Origin of the sequence: Frigoribacterium faeni, from assembly GCF_011761235.1 — a bacterium.
Taxonomy (GTDB): domain Bacteria; phylum Actinomycetota; class Actinomycetes; order Actinomycetales; family Microbacteriaceae; genus Frigoribacterium; species Frigoribacterium faeni_A.
Genome location: NZ_JAAOYW010000003.1, coordinates 312,061 through 328,208, shown reverse-complemented (window position 1 = coordinate 328,208; position 16,148 = coordinate 312,061). Strand labels below are relative to the sequence as shown.

Sequence of the window (16,148 nt, the reverse complement as noted above, 5' to 3'; positions counted from 1 at the left end):
ACGCGTCCGGCCTGGCTGCCGCCTCCTCCCCAGGGGTACGCCGCGTCGCCCGTACCGCACAGACCCCTGTCAGCGGCGAGCACGAGGAGGCGACCAGGAGCACCGTAGGACGGGTGACCGACACCCTCGAGACCGCGCCCGACGACACCGACTCCTTCCACGACGACTCCTGGTCGGCGCCCGACCCCCGCGAGGACGGCTACGTCGCGCTCCGGTCGTACGGCGCCATCGGCGACGGCCGCACCGTGGCCCTGATCGCCCGCGACGGGCAGATCGACTGGCTGCCGTTCCCGTCGCTGCCGAGCGACCCCGTGTTCTCGGGCATCGTCGACGCGGCCGACGGCGGCCGGGTCGAGCTGCGCCCCGTCACGGACGACTTCGAGGTGCAGCGGGCCTACGTGCCCGGCACGAACGTGCTGCGCACGCGGTTCCGCACGTCGACGGGCACCGTCGAGGTGACGGACGCCCTGGTCACGGGCGTCGCCGGCCGACTGCCCTGGGGCGAGCTCGCGCGCCGCGTCGACGGCCTCGAAGGGTCCGTCGAGATGCGCTGGGCCGTCGTGCCGGGCAACGCCTTCGGCACACACCCCGTCACCCGTGTCGACACGGTGCACGGTCCGGTGCTCCGGGCGGCCGACATCAACCTCGCCCTGGTCGGCTTCGAGCACGGCCGCACCGACCCCACCGAGCCGGGCGACGGCGACGCCGACGGCCCGCTCGAGTTCCGCGGGTCGTTCACGACCTCCGAGGGCTCCCGGTCGCTCCTGTGCCTCTGCGGCGTCGAGGACGAGCCGCTGCACCTGCCCGACCCCCGCGTGGTCGACCAGGGCATCGACCGCACCATCGAGAACTGGGAGGGCTGGTCGACCGAGTTCAGCTGGGACGGCCCGTGGGCCGACGCCGTGCACCGCAGCGCCCTCGCCCTGAAGCTGCTCATCTACAGCCCCACCGGCGCCATCGCGGCGGCCGCCACGACGGCGCTGCCCGAGAACTTCACCGGCGACAAGAACTGGGACTACCGCTTCGCGTGGGTCCGCGACCTGGCCTACACGGTCAACGCGCTGCTCCGCTTCGGGCTCCGCGAAGAGCCGCACGCGGCCGTGTCGTGGCTGCTGTCGGCGCTCAAGGCCAACGGCCACGAGATGCACATCTTCCTCGAGCTGGACGGCGACGTGCCCGGCGGCACCCGCGAGACGGAGTCCGAGGGCTGGCGGGGCATCGGCCCCGTCTACGCCGGCAACCCGGCGGGCGGGCAGCTGCAGCTCGGCGTCTTCGCGGACATCATCGCGGTCATGAGCCAGTACGCGCACGGCGGCAACATGCTCGACGCGTCCACCCAGGACCTCCTGGCGGGCTTCGCCGACGACGCGTGCCGGCGCTGGCAGGAGAAGGACAGCGGCATCTGGGAGCTCGGCGAGGAGCAGCACTACGTCAGCAGCAAGATGGGCTGCTGGCAGGCCATCGACGCCGCGCTCGGACTCGTCGACATCGGCCAGCTGCACCCCTCAGAGGACGACCTCGCCCACTGGCGCCGCAACCGCGACCTGATCGTCGAGTGGATCGACGAGCACGGCTGGTCGGAAGAGAGGGGCGCGTACCTCATGCACCCCGACAGCGACGCCCTCGACGCCTCGGTGCTGCTGCACGCCCCGAGCGGCTTCGACCGCGGCGAGCGCATGTCGCGCACCATCGACACGATCCGCGCCGAGCTCGGCGCCGGCCCCCTCGTGTTCCGCTACAGCGGCGTCGACGCCGAGGAGGGCACCTTCGTGGCGTGCGCGTTCTGGCTCGCCTCCGCGCTCGCCTGCGTCGGCCGCATCGACGAGGCCGTCGACCTGATGGACGAGCTGGTCGTGCAGTCCAACGACCTCGGCCTGTTCACCGAGATGATCAGCGCCGACGACGGGCAGTTCCTCGGCAACATGCCGCAGGGACTCAGCCACCTCGCGCTCGTCAACGCGGCCATCACGATCGACGAGATGCGCACCGAGCTCGGCGAACAGCCCGAGGGCGAGCGCGACGGCGACGGCGACGGCGACGATCGGCAGGAGAACCGATGAGCGACACGACCCCGTCCCCGGCGGCCCCGGCAGTCCCCGCCGCCCCCGCCGACCTCGAGCTCGTCGACGCCTGGTGGCGCGCGGCCAACTACCTGACCGTCGGGCAGATCTACCTGCGTGACAACCCCCTCCTCGACCGGCCGATCGCCCGCGACGACATCAAGCCCCGTCTGCTCGGCCACTGGGGCACCTCCCCCGCGCTGAGCCTCGTCTACGCCCACCTGAACCGGGTGATCCGGCGCGACGACCGCGACCTGCTGTACGTCTGCGGCCCCGGCCACGGCGGGCCGGCCATGGTGGCGAACACCTGGCTCGAGCACACGTACAGCGAGCTGTTCCCGAAGGTGGCGCTCGACCGCGACGGCATGCGCGAGCTGTTCCGGCAGTTCTCGGCCCCGGGCGGCATCCCGTCGCACGCGGCGCCCGAGACCCCCGGCTCGATCAACGAGGGCGGCGAGCTCGGCTACTCGCTCAGCCACGCCTACGGGGCCGTGCTCGACTCCCCCGACCTCGTCGCGGTCTGCGTGATCGGCGACGGCGAGGCCGAGACCGGGCCGCTCGCGACGAGCTGGCACGCGAACAAGCTGCTCGACACGGTGCACGACGGCGCCGTGCTGCCGATCCTCAACCTCAACGGCTACAAGATCGCGAACCCCACGATCCTGGCGCGCATCCCCGAGGGCGAGCTGCTCGAGCTGTTCCGCGGCTACGGCTACCAGCCGATCGTCGTCTCCGGCGGCTTCGACGGCCAGGACCCGATGGTCGTGCACACGCAGATGGCCGCGGCCCTCGACGAGGCCTTCGCCCGCATCGACCAGATCCAGCACGAGGCACGCGCCGGCGAGACCACGGAGCGACCGCGCTGGCCGATGATCGTGCTGCGCACCCCCAAGGGCTGGACCGGCCCGCGGGTGGTCGACGGCGAGAAGGTCGAGGGCACCTGGCGCGCCCACCAGGTCCCGCTGAGCGGAGTGCGCGAGGACGACGACCACCGTGCCCAGCTCGACTCCTGGATGCGCTCGTACGACGCGGACGAGCTCTTCGACGCCGACGGCGCCCCCGCCGCGTTCCTCGACGAGCTGCGACCCCGCGGCGAGAAGCGCATGAGCGCCGTCCCCGCGGCCAACGGCGGGCTCGTCCGCCGGCCGCTCTCGCTGACCGACTACCGGTCGCACGCCGTCGAGACCGGCGACGACCGCCGCACCACGGCCGAGGCCACCCGCGTGCTCGGCCGCTGGCTGGCCGACGTCGTGCGCGACAACCCGTCGACGTTCCGCCTCTTCGGGCCGGACGAGACGGTCTCGAACCGCCTCGACCCGGTCTTCGACGTCACCGACCGCGTCTGGGCGGCCCGCATCGACGAGGAGGACGAGCACGTCGCGCACAGCGGCCGCGTCATGGAGGTGCTCAGCGAGCACCTGCTGCAGGGGCTGATGGAGGGCTACCTGCTCACCGGCCGGCACGGCCTGCTCAACACGTACGAGGCCTTCGTGCACATCGTCGACTCCATGTTCAACCAGCACGCCAAGTGGCTCGAGAGCTCGACCGACATCGACTGGCGCGAGCCGATCTCGTCGTTCACGTACCTGCTCTCGTCGCACGTCTGGCGGCAGGACCACAACGGCTTCTCCCACCAGGACCCGGGGTTCCTCGACGTCGTCGTGAACAAGCAGGCGCACCTCGTGCGCATCTACCTGGCCCCGGACGCGAACACCCTGCTCGCCGTCGCCGACCACGCCCTCCGCACGACCGACACCGTCAACGTGATCGTGGCCGGCAAGCAGGAGGCGCCCGCCTGGCTGTCGCTGACCGAGGCGGAGGCCCACGTGGCCGCCGGCGCCGGCATCTGGGAGTGGGCCGGCACCGAGGGCACGCCCGTCGAGGGGGTCGACCCCGACGTCGTCCTCGCGTGCGCGGGCGACGTGCCCACCCTCGAGACGGTGGCGGCCGCCGACATCCTCCGACGGCGCCTCCCCGACCTCGTGACGCGCGTCGTCAACGTCGTCGACCTGATGCGCCTGCAGGACGCTGACGAGCACTCGCACGGCCTGACCAGCGACGACTTCGACGCCCTCTTCACGACGTCGAGGCCGGTCGTCTTCGACTTCCACGGCTACCCGTCGCTCGTGCACCAGCTGACCTACCGGCGCACCAACCACGACGGCCTCCACGTGCGCGGGTTCCAGGAGAAGGGCACGACCACGACGCCCTTCGACATGGCGATGCTCAACGACATCGACCGGTTCCGGCTCGTGCTCGACGTGCTGCACCGCGTGCCCGGCCTGGCCGAGGCGCACCCGGAGCTCGTCGCCGAGTTCGAGGCCAAGCGCGACGAGGCCCGGGCCTGGGCCTACGAGCACGGCGAGGACCTGCCCGAGGTCGTCGAGTGGGAGTTCGGGCGCTGAGCCGCCCTCGGCGCCGAGCGGGTGCGTGACCGGTCCCCGAGACCGGTCACGCACCTCCTCGGCGGGGTACCGTCGCGGGCATGCCGAAGGACGACACGCCCCCGCAGCTGAAGAAGCCCGAGATGTACGAGGCGCTCCGCGCCGAGGGCGCGTCCAAGGAGAAAGCCGCCCGGATCTCGAACGCCGCGGCCCAGAAGGGCAACAGCGAGGAGAAGGTGGCGGCGAAGGGCGGCCGGGCCGGGTCGTACGACGACTGGACGGTCGCCGACCTCCGCGGACGGGCGAAGGAGCTCGGGGTCACCGGCTACAGCCACGCCACGAAGGACGAGCTCGTCGAGATGCTGCGCGACCACTGAGGCCGGCGCGGCCGGCCGAAACGGGCGGCGTCAGCTCGCCTTCTCCTGCGCGGCGGGCTCCTTCCCCGCAGCGGGCTTCTTCTTCGCCGCGGGCTTCGTCTCCGCTGCGGACTTCTTCTCGGCTGCGGGCTTCTTCTTCGCAGCGGGCTTCTTCTTCGCAGCGGGCTTCTTCTCCGCAGCGGGCTTCGTCTTCGCAGCGGGCTTCTCAGCCGCGGACTTCTCGGCCGTCGTCTTCTCGTCGACAGGGGCCTTCCGCGCGGGCTTCTTCGGAGCCTTCGCGGCACCCGACCGGCTGCGCTCCACCGACTGGCGCAGCGCCTCCATCAGGTCGATGACCTCGCCCTCGCCCGAGCCGCCGCCCGAGCCCTCGGAGCCCTCGTCGTCGTCTCCCGAGCGGCCGAAGGTCGCGTCCGTGTCGAGCGACTCGCCCTCCTCGAGCTTGGCGTCGATCAGCTTGCGCAGCTCCTCCTGGTAGTCGTCGCCGAACTGCGACGGGTCGAAGTCGTCGCCGAGCGACTCGACGAGCGAGCCCGACATGTCGAGCTCCTTGCCGCTGATGCGCACCTTCTCGTCGAGCACCGGGAACCGGGCCTCGCGCACCTCGTCGTCCCAGAGCAGCGTCTGCAGCACGAGCACGTCGCCCCGCACGCGCAGCGCCGCCAGCCGTGTCTTCTGCCGAAGGGAGAAGTGCACTATGGCCGTGCGCTCGGTCTCCTCGAGCGTACGGCGCAGCAGCACGTACGCCTTCGGCGAGGCCGAGTCGGGCTCGAGGAAGTAGCTGCGGTCGAACATCAGCGGGTCGAGCTGGTCGCTGGGCACGAACTCGAGCACGTCGATCTCGCGCGAGCGCTCCTCGGGCAGCGACTTGAGGTCGTCCTCGGTGAGCACCACGGTGCGGTCGCCGTCGTCGAAGGCCTTGTCGATGTGCTCGTAGTCGACGACCTTGCCGCAGATCTCGCACTTCCGCTGGTACCGGATGCGCCCGCCGTCGGCGTCGTGCACCTGGTGGAGCGACACGTCGTGGTCCTCGGTGGCGCTGTACAGCTTGACGGGCACGTTGACGAGCCCGAACGTGATGGCGCCCTTCCAGATCGATCGCATGCGGGCCATGTTCCTCCGCATGACCTCCGAATGACCGTCCGGCGGGTACACGCCCCGGGCACGTCCCCCGCTCAGCGTGCACCATGCACCGCATGAGCCAATACGACAAGAAGAACCCGGTCGACCTGTACCCCGCGCCGCCGTTCCCGAAGCAGGAGCAGTCGCTGCCGGGCGAGGCCTGGAAGATGGACCCGAAGCCCGACCACGGCGAGACCAGCTACGTCGGCAAGGAGCGCCTCACCGGCTTCCGCGGCATCGTCACCGGCGGCGACTCCGGCATCGGCCGTGCCGCCGCCATCGCGCTCAGCCGCGAGGGCGCCGACCTCGTGCTCAGCTACCTGCCCAGCGAGCAGACCGACGCCGAGGAGGTGCGCGACCTGCTCGAGGGCGAGGGCCGCCGCGTCGTCCTGGTGCCCGGCGACATCTCGGACGAGCAGTACTGCAAGGACCTCGTCTCGACCGCCGTCGCCGAGCTCGGCGGCCTCGACACGCTCGTCATGGTGGCCGGCCGCATGAAGAGCAACGACGACATCCTCACGCTCACCACCGAGGACATCGACTCGACGATCAAGACCAACGTCTACTCGCTGTTCTGGCTCTCGCAGGCGGTCATCCCGCACCTCGAGCCGGGCTCCTCCATCGTGACGACCGGCTCGGTCCAGGGCACGCAGCCCAGCCCCGACAAGATCGACTACGCGCTGACCAAGGGCGCGATCGGCGTCTTCACCGCCGGCCTCGCCCAGCAGCTCGCCCCCAAGGGCATCCGCGTCAACCAGGTCTCGCCCGGCCCGGTCTGGACCCCGCTGCAGCCCGGCTCCGACGACGCCGAGACGGTGTCGGAGTTCGGCGGCCAGGCTCCCTACGGCCGTCCCGGCCAGCCGGCCGAGCTCGCCGCGGCCTACGTGCACCTCGTGAGCCCGGAGTCGAGCTACACCTCGGGCGCCACCATCACCATCGCGGGGGCCATGCCGGCGGTCTGACCGCCAACGCGCCTCCTCGGCTCCGCTCGCGGCCCGCTCCCCCGTCACGACGGGGCGGCGGGCCGCCGTGGTCGGGGCGCCCGCGCCGCGGCGCGAGCATCATCGAGGGAGGCCGGCCCGCCCTCGGCACGCACGACGCCGCGGGCAGGCACACGACACGAGGAGGCGCGCGATGGCGAGCAAGGGACGCGGCGAGCGCGTGCAGGTCGGCGGGCACACCCTGCAGCTCACGAACCTCGACAAGGTGCTGTACCCCGCGACCGGCACGACGAAGGCCGACGTGCTCGGCTACTACGCCGCCGTCGCCGAGTGGATGCTGCCGCACGTCGAAGGGCGGCCGGCGACCCGCAAGCGCTGGGTGGACGGGGTCGACGGCGAGGTCTTCTTCGAGAAGAACCTGCCCGACTCGGCGCCCGACTGGGTCGCCCGGCACGAGATCGAGCACAAGGACCACGCGAACGTCTACCCGATGGTGAACGACCTCGCGACGCTCACCTGGCTGGCGCAGGTCGCCGCGCTCGAGGTGCACGTGCCGCAGTGGCGCTTCGGCCCGAGCGGCGCGCAGCGGAACCCCGACCGCCTCGTGCTCGACCTCGACCCGGGCGAGGGCGTCGGCCTGGCCGAGTGCGTCGAGGTCGCGCAGCTGCTGCGGCCGATCCTCGACGGGATGGGCCTCGAGCTCGTGCCCGTGACGAGCGGCAGCAAGGGCGTGCACCTCTACGCCCGGCTCGACGGCACGCAGACCAGCACCCAGGTGGCGGACGTCGCGCACGAGCTGGCCCGGGCCGTCGAGGCCGACCACCCCGACCTCGTGCTCAGCACCATGGGCAAGGCCGACCGGCGCGGCAAGGTGCTGCTCGACTGGTCGCAGAACAACGGGAACAAGACGACGGTCGCGCCGTACTCGCTCCGTGGTCGCGAGCGCCCGACCGTCGCGATGCCGCGCACCTGGCGCGAGCTGGCGTCGAAGGGCCTCCGGCAGCTCGAGCACACCGAGGTGCTGGCGAGGCTGCGGCGTCGCGGCGACCCCCTGGCCGACGTCTCGAGCGGCACGCCCGTGCCTCCCGGCGAGCTCGGCGACGACATGCGCAACACCGAGTCGCCCGAGCACGACCCGTCGGGCGACGGCGAGGCCCGCGAGCGCCGCGACCGCCTCGCCGTCTACCGGTCGAAGCGCGACGCGACCAAGACGGCCGAGCCGGTGCCCGCCGAGGCCCCGCCGACGAGCGACGGCCGCAGCTTCGTGATCCAGGAGCACCACGCGAGCCGCCTGCACTGGGACTTCCGCCTCGAGCACGACGGGGTGCTCGTCAGCTGGGCGCTGCCCAAGGGCGAGCCCGACGACCCCGGCACGAACCACCTCGCGGTCATGACCGAGGACCACCCGCTCGAGTACGGCACCTTCGAGGGCACCATCGCGAAGGGCGAGTACGGCGCCGGCGAGGTCACGATCTGGGACTCGGGCACCTACGACGTCGAGAAGTGGCGCGACGGCAAGGAGGTCATCGCGGTGCTGCACGGCGAGCAGCGGGGCACCCGCCGCGTCGCCCTCATCCACACCGGCCACGGCGGCGGCAAGGCCGACCAGAACTGGCTGATCCACCGCATGGCCGACGACGCGCACGGCGCCCGCCCGCAGCCGCGCCGGCACCCCGACCCCGATCCGCTCGACCCCGTCTCCCCCATGCTCGCCGTCGCCGGCACCGCCGCCGACGTCGACGACGACTGGGCGGTCGAGATGAAGTGGGACGGCATCCGCGCCGTCGCCGTCGTCCAGGGCGACCGCGTCACCCTGACCAGCCGCAACGGCAACGACCTCACCCCGGCCTACCCCGAGCTGCAGGTCCTGGCCGGGCTGGTCGACAGCGACGGAGGCGCGGTGCTCGACGGCGAGGTCGTGGCCGTCGACGAGGCCGGTCGCCCCGACTTCGGGCTGCTGCAGACCCGGATGGGCCTGTCGAGGCCCCGCGAGGTCGCGCGGGCCGCGGCCGGCGCACCTGTCCGCTACCTGCTCTTCGACGTGCTGCACGCCGAGGGGCGGTCGCTGCTGCGGCGCACCTACGACGAGCGGCGGGAGGTGCTCGAGCGGATCGTGACCTCGGAGGGCCCGGTCGACGTGCCGGTCGCCTTCGACGGCGACCTGGAGGAGGCGATGCGGACGTCGCAGCGCCTCCGGCTCGAGGGGGTGGTCGCGAAGCGCCGCGACGCGACCTACAGCGCGGGCCGACGCTCGCGGGCGTGGATCAAGATGAAGCACCACGCGACGCAGGAGGTGGTGATCGCCGGCTGGCGTCCCGGGAACGGGCGGCGCGCCTCCGGCGTCGGCTCGCTGCTGATGGGCGTGCCCGGCGACGAGGGGCTCGTCTACGTCGGACGGGTCGGCACGGGGTTCCGCGACCGGGACCTCGACGAGCTGCTCACCGAGTTCCGCGGGGTCGAGCGGAAGACCAGCCCGCTCGTCGACGTGCCCGCAGCCGACGCGCGGGACGCGCACTGGATCACGCCGTCGCGGGTCGGCGAGGTGTCGTTCGCCGAGTGGACCTCGACGGGTCGCCTGCGGCAGCCGTCGTGGCGCGGCTGGCGCCCTGACAAGTCGCCGGACGACGTCGTCAGCGAGAGCTGACCCCTCCCGCGCCTGCCCCCTCCCGCACCTGCCCCCTCCCGCACCAGGCCCCTCCCGCACCTGCTCCTCCCGCACACGCTCCCTCCCTCTCGCACCCCGGAGTGGACGATGCACCCCGGAACGACGGGGTGCATCGTCCACTCCGGGGTGCGGCGGCCGCCGGCGGGCACGCGGCAGGCACGCGGCGGGCACGCGGCGGGTAACATATCGGCTCGTGATGGGTCGCGTCGTGTCGTTCCTCGTCGGCGTGCGCGAGAACGGGGCAGGCGACGTCGGCGACCGCCTTCGTCGGGGCGCGACCGACTACCGGCAGGCCTTGATCACCGCCCGCCGCGACGACCTCGACCGGCTGCCCGCCGACGCCCGCCCGGCCAGGATCGGGCCCCGCCGCCTGACGGGCCTGGTCGTGCTGTTCGCCCTGTCCGTCGTCCTGACCCGGCTCTTCGCCGACGAGGCGTTCGAGACGAAGTTCGTCAGCCTGGCCGTCGGGCTGTCGTTCGTCACCGTCCTGTTCGTCGGCTCCTTGCCCGTCCTCGTCACCTGGTGGGCCGTCACCTTCTGGAGCGGCTCCCCCGACTTCCGGTCGACCCTGCAGCGGGCGTCCGACCACGCCGGCCGCGGCCTCACCCTGGGCTTCCTGTTCGGCACGACGGCCCTCATGGGCGGCATCCTCGCCGACGCCGTCACGGCCACGACGTCGACGGCGTCCGTCGACCGGCTCGTGGCGTTCTCGCTCGCGGGGACGGTCGCCGGCTTCGCCACGGCCCACGCCGCGGTCCTCGACCACGCCTGTCGCCGCGCCCCCGTGCCGGCCCTCGCGTGGCTCGCCGCGCCGCTCGTCGTCCTGCTGCTGGTGCTGGCCGAGCTCCACGTCGTCGGCGAGCCGACGGTCGTCTTCGACGCGCTCGTCCGGGGCCTCACCTCGGGGCTCGTCCCCGTCCCCGACGGAGCCGACGACGCGACGGTGGACCGGCTCGTCGAGGGCGACGTCCGCTACGTGTTCCTGGTCAGCGGTCCGGGCGACCTCCACGACGCGGTCCTCGGGCGGGCCGGCACCGTCACGGCGATCACCGTGCCCCTGGCCGTGTACCTCTGGGGCAGGGGCTGCTGGGCGTACCGCGCGCTCGTCGCCGAGCGGCGCAGGCTCGGGCGGGCGGGCGGGCGCATGAGGAGCAGACTCGAGGCATGACGGACGCACGAGGCCAGCGCACCGTCCTCGTGGTCGCCGTGCTCGCCTCCTTCGTCGCTTTCCTCGACGGGTCGATCGTCACGGTCGCCCTCCCGGCGATCGCCCGGGGGCTCGGCGGAGGAGGCGCGGGTCCGGCGAGCGGAGCCGACCTGACCCTGCAGCAGTGGGTGGTCGACGCCTACCTGCTCGCGCTCGGGTCGCTCATGCTCGTCGCGGGCTCGCTCAGCGACACGTTCGGGCGGGTCCGCGTGCTGCGCGCGGGCCTCGTGGCGTTCGCGCTCACGAGCGTGCTCGCGGCCCTCGCCCCCGACCCGGGCCTGCTCATCGCGGCCCGGGCCCTGCAGGGCGTCGCCGCGGCCCTGCTCGTGCCGTCGAGCCTCGCCCTCATCACGTCGACGTTCACCGGGCCGGGCCAGGGCCGGGCCATCGGCACCTGGACCGCCTGGACGGGCGTCGCGTTCCTCGTCGGACCGCTCGCCGGCGGCGCCCTCGTCGACACGGTCGGCTGGCGGTGGGTGTTCGCGGTGGTGGTCGTCCCGGTCGTGCTGACCCTGGGGCTGATGACGCGCCTCCCCGGCGACGCCCACCGCGGGGGTCCCGACCAGCCGGCCCGCGTCGACGTCGTGGGCGCCGTGCTCGCGGCGGTCGGCCTGGCCGGGCCCGTCTTCGCGCTCATCGAGGGCCAGCGCGTCGGGTTCGGCGCCTGGTTCGTGGTCGTGCCGCTCGTCGGCGGCGTCGTCGCGCTCGTCGCCTTCGTCCTGTGGGAACGCCGCGCGCCCCAGCCGATGATGCCGCTCGACCTGTTCCGCGTCCGCGAGTTCGCCGTCGGCAACCTCGCCACGGTCGGCCTCTACGCCGCGATCAACCTCGGCACGCTGACGATCCCCCTCGTCGTGCAGGAGCTCGCCGGCCTCTCGGCGACGCTCGCCGGCCTGGTCACCCTGCCGACGACGATCGTCTCGCTGCTCTTCTCGACGATGTTCGGCACGCTCGCCGCCGCGCGCGGGCCGCGCCTGTTCATGTCCGTCGGACCGCTGATCACGGCGAGCGGGTTCCTCTGGATGCTGCTCGTGCGCGACCCGATCGACGTCTGGTGGCAGGTCGTGCCCGGGGTCGTCCTGTTCGGCCTCGGCCTCGCGGTGACGGTGGCGCCGCTCACCTCGGCCGTGCTGTCGGGCGTCTCGCCGGCGAGGTCGGGCATCGCGTCCGCCGTGAACAACGCGATCTCGCGGGTGGCGGGGCTGGTCGCGGTCGCGTTCCTGGGCGTGATCGCCGGAGGCGCCCTCACCGTCGACGGGTTCCACCGCGTCGTCGTCGTGGTCGCGGTGCTGCTCGTCGGCAGCGCCGCCGTGTCGTTCGTGGGCCTGCGGGGCGCGCGCCGCGCCTCCTAGGCGTCCTGGGCCGGGTGACGAGGCGACGGCGACCGCAGGAGGCGCGGGTCGGCACCGCGCCTCCGCTACCGTCGTCGGGTGCTCACCACCGACCGCCTCCTCCTGCGCCGCTGGCGCGACGCCGACCGTGAGCCGTTCGCGGCGATGAACGCCGACCCCGTCGTGATGGAGTTCTTCCCCTCGACCCGCACCCGTGCGGAGTCGGACGCGATGATCGACCGCCTCGAGCAGGCCTTCGAGCGGGACGGCTTCGGGCTCTGGGCCGTCGAGCAGCGCTCGGACGGCGAGCTGCTCGGCTTCGTCGGCCTGTCCCGCCCGTCGCTCGACGTGGTGGTCGGCGGGCGCCCCCTCTCCGAGCAGGTCGAGATCGGCTGGCGGCTGCGCCGCGACGCCTGGGGGCGGGGCCTCGCCTCGGAGGCCGCACGGGCGGTGCTCCGCACCGCCTTCGATCCCGACGGGCTGGACCTGTCCGAGGTCGTGAGCTTCACCGCGGCGACCAACGCTCGCTCGCGTGCGCTGATGGAGCGCCTCGGCCTGACGCGCGACGCGGCCGACGACTTCGAGCACCCGGCGCTGCCGCCCGGCCACCGCCTCCGGCCCCACGTGCTGTACCGCGCCTCCCGGAGCGGTCTCGGCGACGGCCGCGGCCCGGGGTCGCGGCCGTCCACGCGGCCCTGGCAGGATCGACCTGACACGAGGGGGAGACCATGAAGGCAGAAGACGTGGTGAACGCGCGGTTCACGCCGACGAAGTTCCGCGAGGGCTACAGCCAGGACGAGGTCGACACGTTCCTGGAGCGCATCCGCTCGGCCCTCGCCGCCGACGACGCGACCGGGGCCGGCGTGGCGGGGATCACGGTCGAGGACGTCGTCCAGTCACGCTTCACGCCCACGAAGTTCCGCGACGGCTACAGCCAGGACGACGTCGACGACTTCCTCGACCAGGTCGTGGCCGAGCTCCGCACTCGAGCCCGCTGACCTGGAGCCCCCGCGCGACGAGAGGCCCCGGATCGACCCCGGGAGCCTCCCGCAGGTCGATCCGGGGCCCCTCGCGCACCCGCGCGGCGGCTAGGCCAGGCCGAGCAGGCGCAGCACGTCGTCCGCCTCCTCCTCGGGGGTGCGGGTGGCGTCGACGACGACGTGCCGCTCGTCGGCCTGGGGCGGCTCGAGCGCGGCGAGCTGCGAGTCGAGCAGCGCGGTGGGCATGAAGTGCCCCGATCGCTCGGCCATGCGGTCCCCGATCAGGTCGCTCGCGCCCTGCAGGTACACGAACACGACGTTGTGCTCGCGCAGCACGTCGCGGTACTTGCGCTTCAGGGCGGAGCAGGTGATGACCCCGGGCACGCCCTGCATCGCGTGCTCGACGATCCACGACGACACCGTGTCGAGCCAGGGCGCCCGGTCGTCGTCGTCGAGCGGCTGCCCGGCGGCCATCTTCGCGACGTTCTCGTCGGGGTGCAGGTCGTCGCCCTCGGCGAAGTCCCAGCCGAGGCGCTCGGCGACCAGGGCGGCGACGGTCGACTTGCCCGACCCCGACACCCCCATGACGACGAGCACGGGATCGGCGTCGTGCGCCGGGTGGCGGGCCGAGCCGGGCACGAGCGGCGCCGAGGAGGCGGCGCCCGCGTTCTCGAGGGTCGCCATCAGATGACCACGTCGACGATCATGACCCCGGCGAGGGCCGTGACCGAGAGCACGCACTCCATCAGGCCCCAGGTCTTGAGGTTCTGGCCGACGGTGGTGCCGAGGTACTCCTTGATGAGCCAGAAGCCGGCGTCGTTGACGTGCGAGAGGAACACCGAGCCGGCCCCGATCGCGAGCACGAGCAGCGAGGCCTCGGGCGTCGTCATGCCCTCGGCGAGCGGGGCCATGATGCCCGCGGCGGTGACGGTCGCGACGGTGGCCGAGCCGGTGGCGACGCGGACGAGCGCCGCGACGAACCAGGCCACCAGCAGCACGCTGACCCCCGACTCCGAGACGGCGTCGCCGATGACGGTGCCGATGCCGGTGTCGATGAGCACCTGCTTGAACCCGCCGCCGGCGCCGACGATGAGCAGGATGCCGGCGACGTCGGGCAGCGACGAGCCGAGCGTCTTCGACACCGCGGCGCGGTCCATGCCGCCGGCGCGGGCGTAGAACACCATCGCGTAGAGCACCGCGACGGTCAGCGCGACCATCGGGGTGCCGAGGAACTCGAGCAGGTCGACCCAGGCGCCCGTCGCCGACGGCAGCGCCGCCTCGCGGACCGACCGGGCGAGCATGAGAACGACGGGCAGCAGGATGCCGACGAGCGCGTTGAGGAACGTCGGGCGGCTGCGGGTGCCCTCGCCGCCGTCCTCCTCCTTCGAGACGAACAGGGCGGGCACGGGCACCGGCGCCCACTTCGCGGCGAGCTTCGAGAACAGCGGGCCGGCGACGATCACCGTCGGGATCGCGACCAGCACGCCGAGCCCGAGGGTGAGGCCCAGGTCGGCGCCGACGGTCGAGACGGCGAGCAGCGGGCCGGGGTGCGGCGGCACCAGGGCGTGCATCGCCGAGAGGCCGGCGAGCGCCGGGATGGCGATGCGCATCAGGGGCAGGCCCGAGCGCCGGGCGACGAGCACGATCACGGGGATGAGCAGCACGAGGCCGACCTCGAAGAACATCGGCAGGCCGATCAGGGCGCCGATGAGGGCCATCACCCAGGGCAGGGCGCGCGGCGAGGCCCGCGAGACGAGGGTGTCGACGATGCGGTCCGCTCCCCCGCTGTCGCTGAGCAGCTTGCCGAACATGGCGCCGAGGCCGATGAGGATGCCGACGCTCGTCATCGTCGAGCCGAAGCCGGCGCCGAAGCTCGTGACGGCGTCGCCGGGGGCGAGCCCCGCGCCGATGCCCACGCCGACGGCGCCGAGCAGCAGGGCGAGGAACGGGTGCACCTTGAGCCAGGTGATGAGGCCGACGATCACCGCGATGCCCACGAGGGCCGCGATGATCAGTTGCGCGTCGGAGCCCGAGGGCGTGGGGGCGGCCGAGGCCAAGAGCGTCAGGGTCATGCTGTCGCGTCCTCTCGAGGTCGCGACCGTGCGACCTCTTCGTCAGGTGGGGTGCTCCGCACGGTGAGCCGGGCCCGGGACCGACGTCGGGAACGTCTGTCATCCTGGGGGCGCGCACGGAGATGATTAGTATGACTAATCAGATCAATGGAGTGTGCCACAGGCCCGCCATCCGGGCAACACCCGACGCCGTCGGGTGCCGCACCAGCGAAGGACTCGACCATGACGCCCGGCCTCCCCTCGTCGCGCGACCGCGGGCTGCACGGCCAGGTCGTCGACGTCCTCGGCCAGGAGGTGGTCGACGGCAGGCTCGCGCCGGGCTCCATCCTGAACCTCGACCAGCTCGCCGTCCGGTTCTCGGTCTCCCGGTCGGTGCTGCGCGAGGCCGTGCGGGTGCTCCAGTCGCTCGGGCTCGTCGAGCCCCGACAGCGCACCGGGACCGCGGTGCAGCCCCGCACCTCCTGGGATCTCATGAGCCCGCAGGTGATCCTCTGGCGCGGCCGCGGCCCCGAGTACTTCACCCAGATGCGCGAACTGCTCGAGCTGCGGCTCGGCCTCGAGCCCGTCGCGGCCCGCCTCGCCGCCCGCGCGATGGACCCCCTGCAGGCCTCGCTGGTGCAGGAGGCGGCCCGCACGATGGTCGAGGCGGCTCGCTCCGGCGACGGGCGCCGGTACCTCGAGGCCGACGTCGCGTTCCACACCGCCCTGCTGCACGGGTCGGGCAACGCCGTGCTCGGCCACTTCGCGACACAGGTCGAGGCGCTGCTGCGCACCCGCGTCGAGGAGGCGCGCTTCACCATCACCGAGTGGACGCCGAGCGCGGCCGAGGCGCACCTCGCGGTCGCCGACGCGCTCCTCGCCGGCGACGCCGACGCCGCCTTCACCCGCTGCTGGCACCTCATCGAGGGCACCGTCGACGAGTTCACGAGCGAGTCCGGCACCGACGCCGGCTGACGCCGAGGCCGGGACCGGGAGGCGCGGGCCGACCGCACGGCAGCCCGTCACCTCGCGT

At 73.1% G+C, this 16,148-nt stretch carries 13 protein-coding genes and 1 pseudogene; 11 read left to right on the top strand and 3 right to left on the bottom strand.

The genetic code is table 11. The features are described from left to right. Positions 1–113: 113 nt before the first annotated feature. The 3 genes from FHR78_RS13655 to FHR78_RS13645 all read left to right on the top strand — a co-directional run bounded on the left by FHR78_RS13655 (position 114) and on the right by FHR78_RS13645 (position 4,821). The gene (locus FHR78_RS13655; RefSeq protein ID WP_347878220.1) at positions 114–2,060 is read left to right on the top strand and encodes a glycoside hydrolase family 15 protein; all 1,947 of its coding nucleotides are present in this window, start codon (positions 114–116) and stop codon (positions 2,058–2,060) included. Continuing rightward, positions 2,057–4,465, top strand: a complete 2,409-nt coding sequence (locus FHR78_RS13650) for a phosphoketolase family protein (protein WP_166761066.1) — start codon at positions 2,057–2,059, stop codon at positions 4,463–4,465. Before FHR78_RS13655 ends, FHR78_RS13650 begins: the two co-directional genes overlap by 4 nt. An 80-nt stretch (positions 4,466–4,545) precedes the next feature. Beyond that, on the top strand, positions 4,546–4,821 hold the full coding sequence (locus FHR78_RS13645) for a DUF7218 family protein (RefSeq protein WP_166761065.1): 276 nt from the start codon (positions 4,546–4,548) through the stop codon (positions 4,819–4,821). Positions 4,822–4,851: 30 nt separating this feature from the next. On the opposite strand, the gene FHR78_RS13640 is transcribed toward FHR78_RS13645, so the two are convergent. After that, on the bottom strand, positions 4,852–5,922 hold the full coding sequence (locus FHR78_RS13640; protein ID WP_166761064.1) for a Ku protein: 1,071 nt from the start codon (positions 5,920–5,922) through the stop codon (positions 4,852–4,854). A 92-nt stretch (positions 5,923–6,014) separates the two neighbouring features. Here FHR78_RS13640 and FHR78_RS13635 point away from each other — a divergent pair, with 92 nt between their 5' ends. The 7 genes and pseudogenes from FHR78_RS13635 to FHR78_RS15700 all read left to right on the top strand — a co-directional run bounded on the left by FHR78_RS13635 (position 6,015) and on the right by FHR78_RS15700 (position 13,082). Then, complete coding sequence (locus FHR78_RS13635) at positions 6,015–6,902, top strand: SDR family oxidoreductase (RefSeq protein ID WP_208393216.1); 888 nt, start codon at positions 6,015–6,017, stop codon at positions 6,900–6,902. A 172-nt stretch (positions 6,903–7,074) separates the two neighbouring features. After that, positions 7,075–9,525, top strand: a complete 2,451-nt coding sequence (locus FHR78_RS13630; RefSeq protein ID WP_166761062.1) for an ATP-dependent DNA ligase — start codon at positions 7,075–7,077, stop codon at positions 9,523–9,525. Between the two features lie 214 nt (positions 9,526–9,739). Beyond that, the gene (locus FHR78_RS13625) at positions 9,740–10,714 is read left to right on the top strand and encodes a hypothetical protein (RefSeq protein ID WP_166761061.1); all 975 of its coding nucleotides are present in this window, start codon (positions 9,740–9,742) and stop codon (positions 10,712–10,714) included. Beyond that, a complete protein-coding gene (locus FHR78_RS13620; RefSeq protein WP_166761060.1) occupies positions 10,711–12,105 on the top strand; it encodes an MFS transporter in 1,395 nt (464 codons plus the stop codon). Before FHR78_RS13625 ends, FHR78_RS13620 begins: the two co-directional genes overlap by 4 nt. Positions 12,106–12,183: 78 nt before the next feature. Continuing rightward, entirely contained in the window at positions 12,184–12,816 is a 633-nt protein-coding gene (locus FHR78_RS13615) for a GNAT family N-acetyltransferase (protein ID WP_166761059.1), read from the top strand. Beyond that, positions 12,813–12,908: pseudogene (locus tag FHR78_RS15290) on the top strand (DivIVA domain-containing protein); the annotation flags it as partial. The gene FHR78_RS13615 and the pseudogene FHR78_RS15290, both read left to right, overlap by 4 nt. Before the next feature lie 39 nt (positions 12,909–12,947). Further along, positions 12,948–13,082 (top strand): DivIVA domain-containing protein, encoded by a 135-nt coding sequence (locus FHR78_RS15700; RefSeq protein WP_432207159.1) that lies wholly within the window; start codon positions 12,948–12,950, stop codon positions 13,080–13,082. A 90-nt stretch (positions 13,083–13,172) separates the two neighbouring features. On the opposite strand, the gene FHR78_RS13605 is transcribed toward FHR78_RS15700, so the two are convergent. Both FHR78_RS13605 and FHR78_RS13600 read right to left on the bottom strand, forming a co-directional pair. Beyond that, complete coding sequence (locus tag FHR78_RS13605) at positions 13,173–13,748, bottom strand: gluconokinase (protein WP_166761058.1); 576 nt, start codon at positions 13,746–13,748, stop codon at positions 13,173–13,175. After that, positions 13,748–15,136: a GntP family permease gene (locus tag FHR78_RS13600; protein ID WP_166761057.1), complete on the bottom strand. Its 1,389-nt coding sequence runs from the start codon at positions 15,134–15,136 to the stop codon at positions 13,748–13,750. Before FHR78_RS13600 ends, FHR78_RS13605 begins: the two co-directional genes overlap by 1 nt. Positions 15,137–15,358: 222 nt before the next feature. On the opposite strand from FHR78_RS13600, the gene FHR78_RS13595 reads away from it, so the two are divergent. Next, positions 15,359–16,090, top strand: coding sequence for a FadR/GntR family transcriptional regulator (locus FHR78_RS13595; RefSeq protein WP_166761056.1), 732 nt, complete (start codon positions 15,359–15,361; stop codon positions 16,088–16,090). The last annotated feature ends 58 nt before the right edge of the window (positions 16,091–16,148 follow it).

Bases quoted from the DNA above. Each gene is read 5' to 3' on its own strand.
- FHR78_RS13605 (WP_166761058.1), bottom strand. From the start codon at position 13,748: ATGGCGACCCTCGAGAACGCGGGCGCCGCCTCCTCGGCGCCGCTCGTG.
- FHR78_RS13595 (WP_166761056.1), top strand. From the start codon at position 15,359: ATGACGCCCGGCCTCCCCTCGTCGCGCGACCGCGGGCTGCACGGCCAG.
- FHR78_RS13650 (WP_166761066.1), top strand. From the start codon at position 2,057: ATGAGCGACACGACCCCGTCCCCGGCGGCCCCGGCAGTCCCCGCCGCC.
- FHR78_RS13600 (WP_166761057.1), bottom strand. From the start codon at position 15,136: ATGACCCTGACGCTCTTGGCCTCGGCCGCCCCCACGCCCTCGGGCTCC.
- FHR78_RS13645 (WP_166761065.1), top strand. From the start codon at position 4,546: ATGCCGAAGGACGACACGCCCCCGCAGCTGAAGAAGCCCGAGATGTAC.
- FHR78_RS13620 (WP_166761060.1), top strand. From the start codon at position 10,711: ATGACGGACGCACGAGGCCAGCGCACCGTCCTCGTGGTCGCCGTGCTC.
- FHR78_RS13630 (WP_166761062.1), top strand. From the start codon at position 7,075: ATGGCGAGCAAGGGACGCGGCGAGCGCGTGCAGGTCGGCGGGCACACC.
- FHR78_RS13635 (WP_208393216.1), top strand. From the start codon at position 6,015: ATGAGCCAATACGACAAGAAGAACCCGGTCGACCTGTACCCCGCGCCG.
- FHR78_RS13640 (WP_166761064.1), bottom strand. From the start codon at position 5,922: ATGCGATCGATCTGGAAGGGCGCCATCACGTTCGGGCTCGTCAACGTG.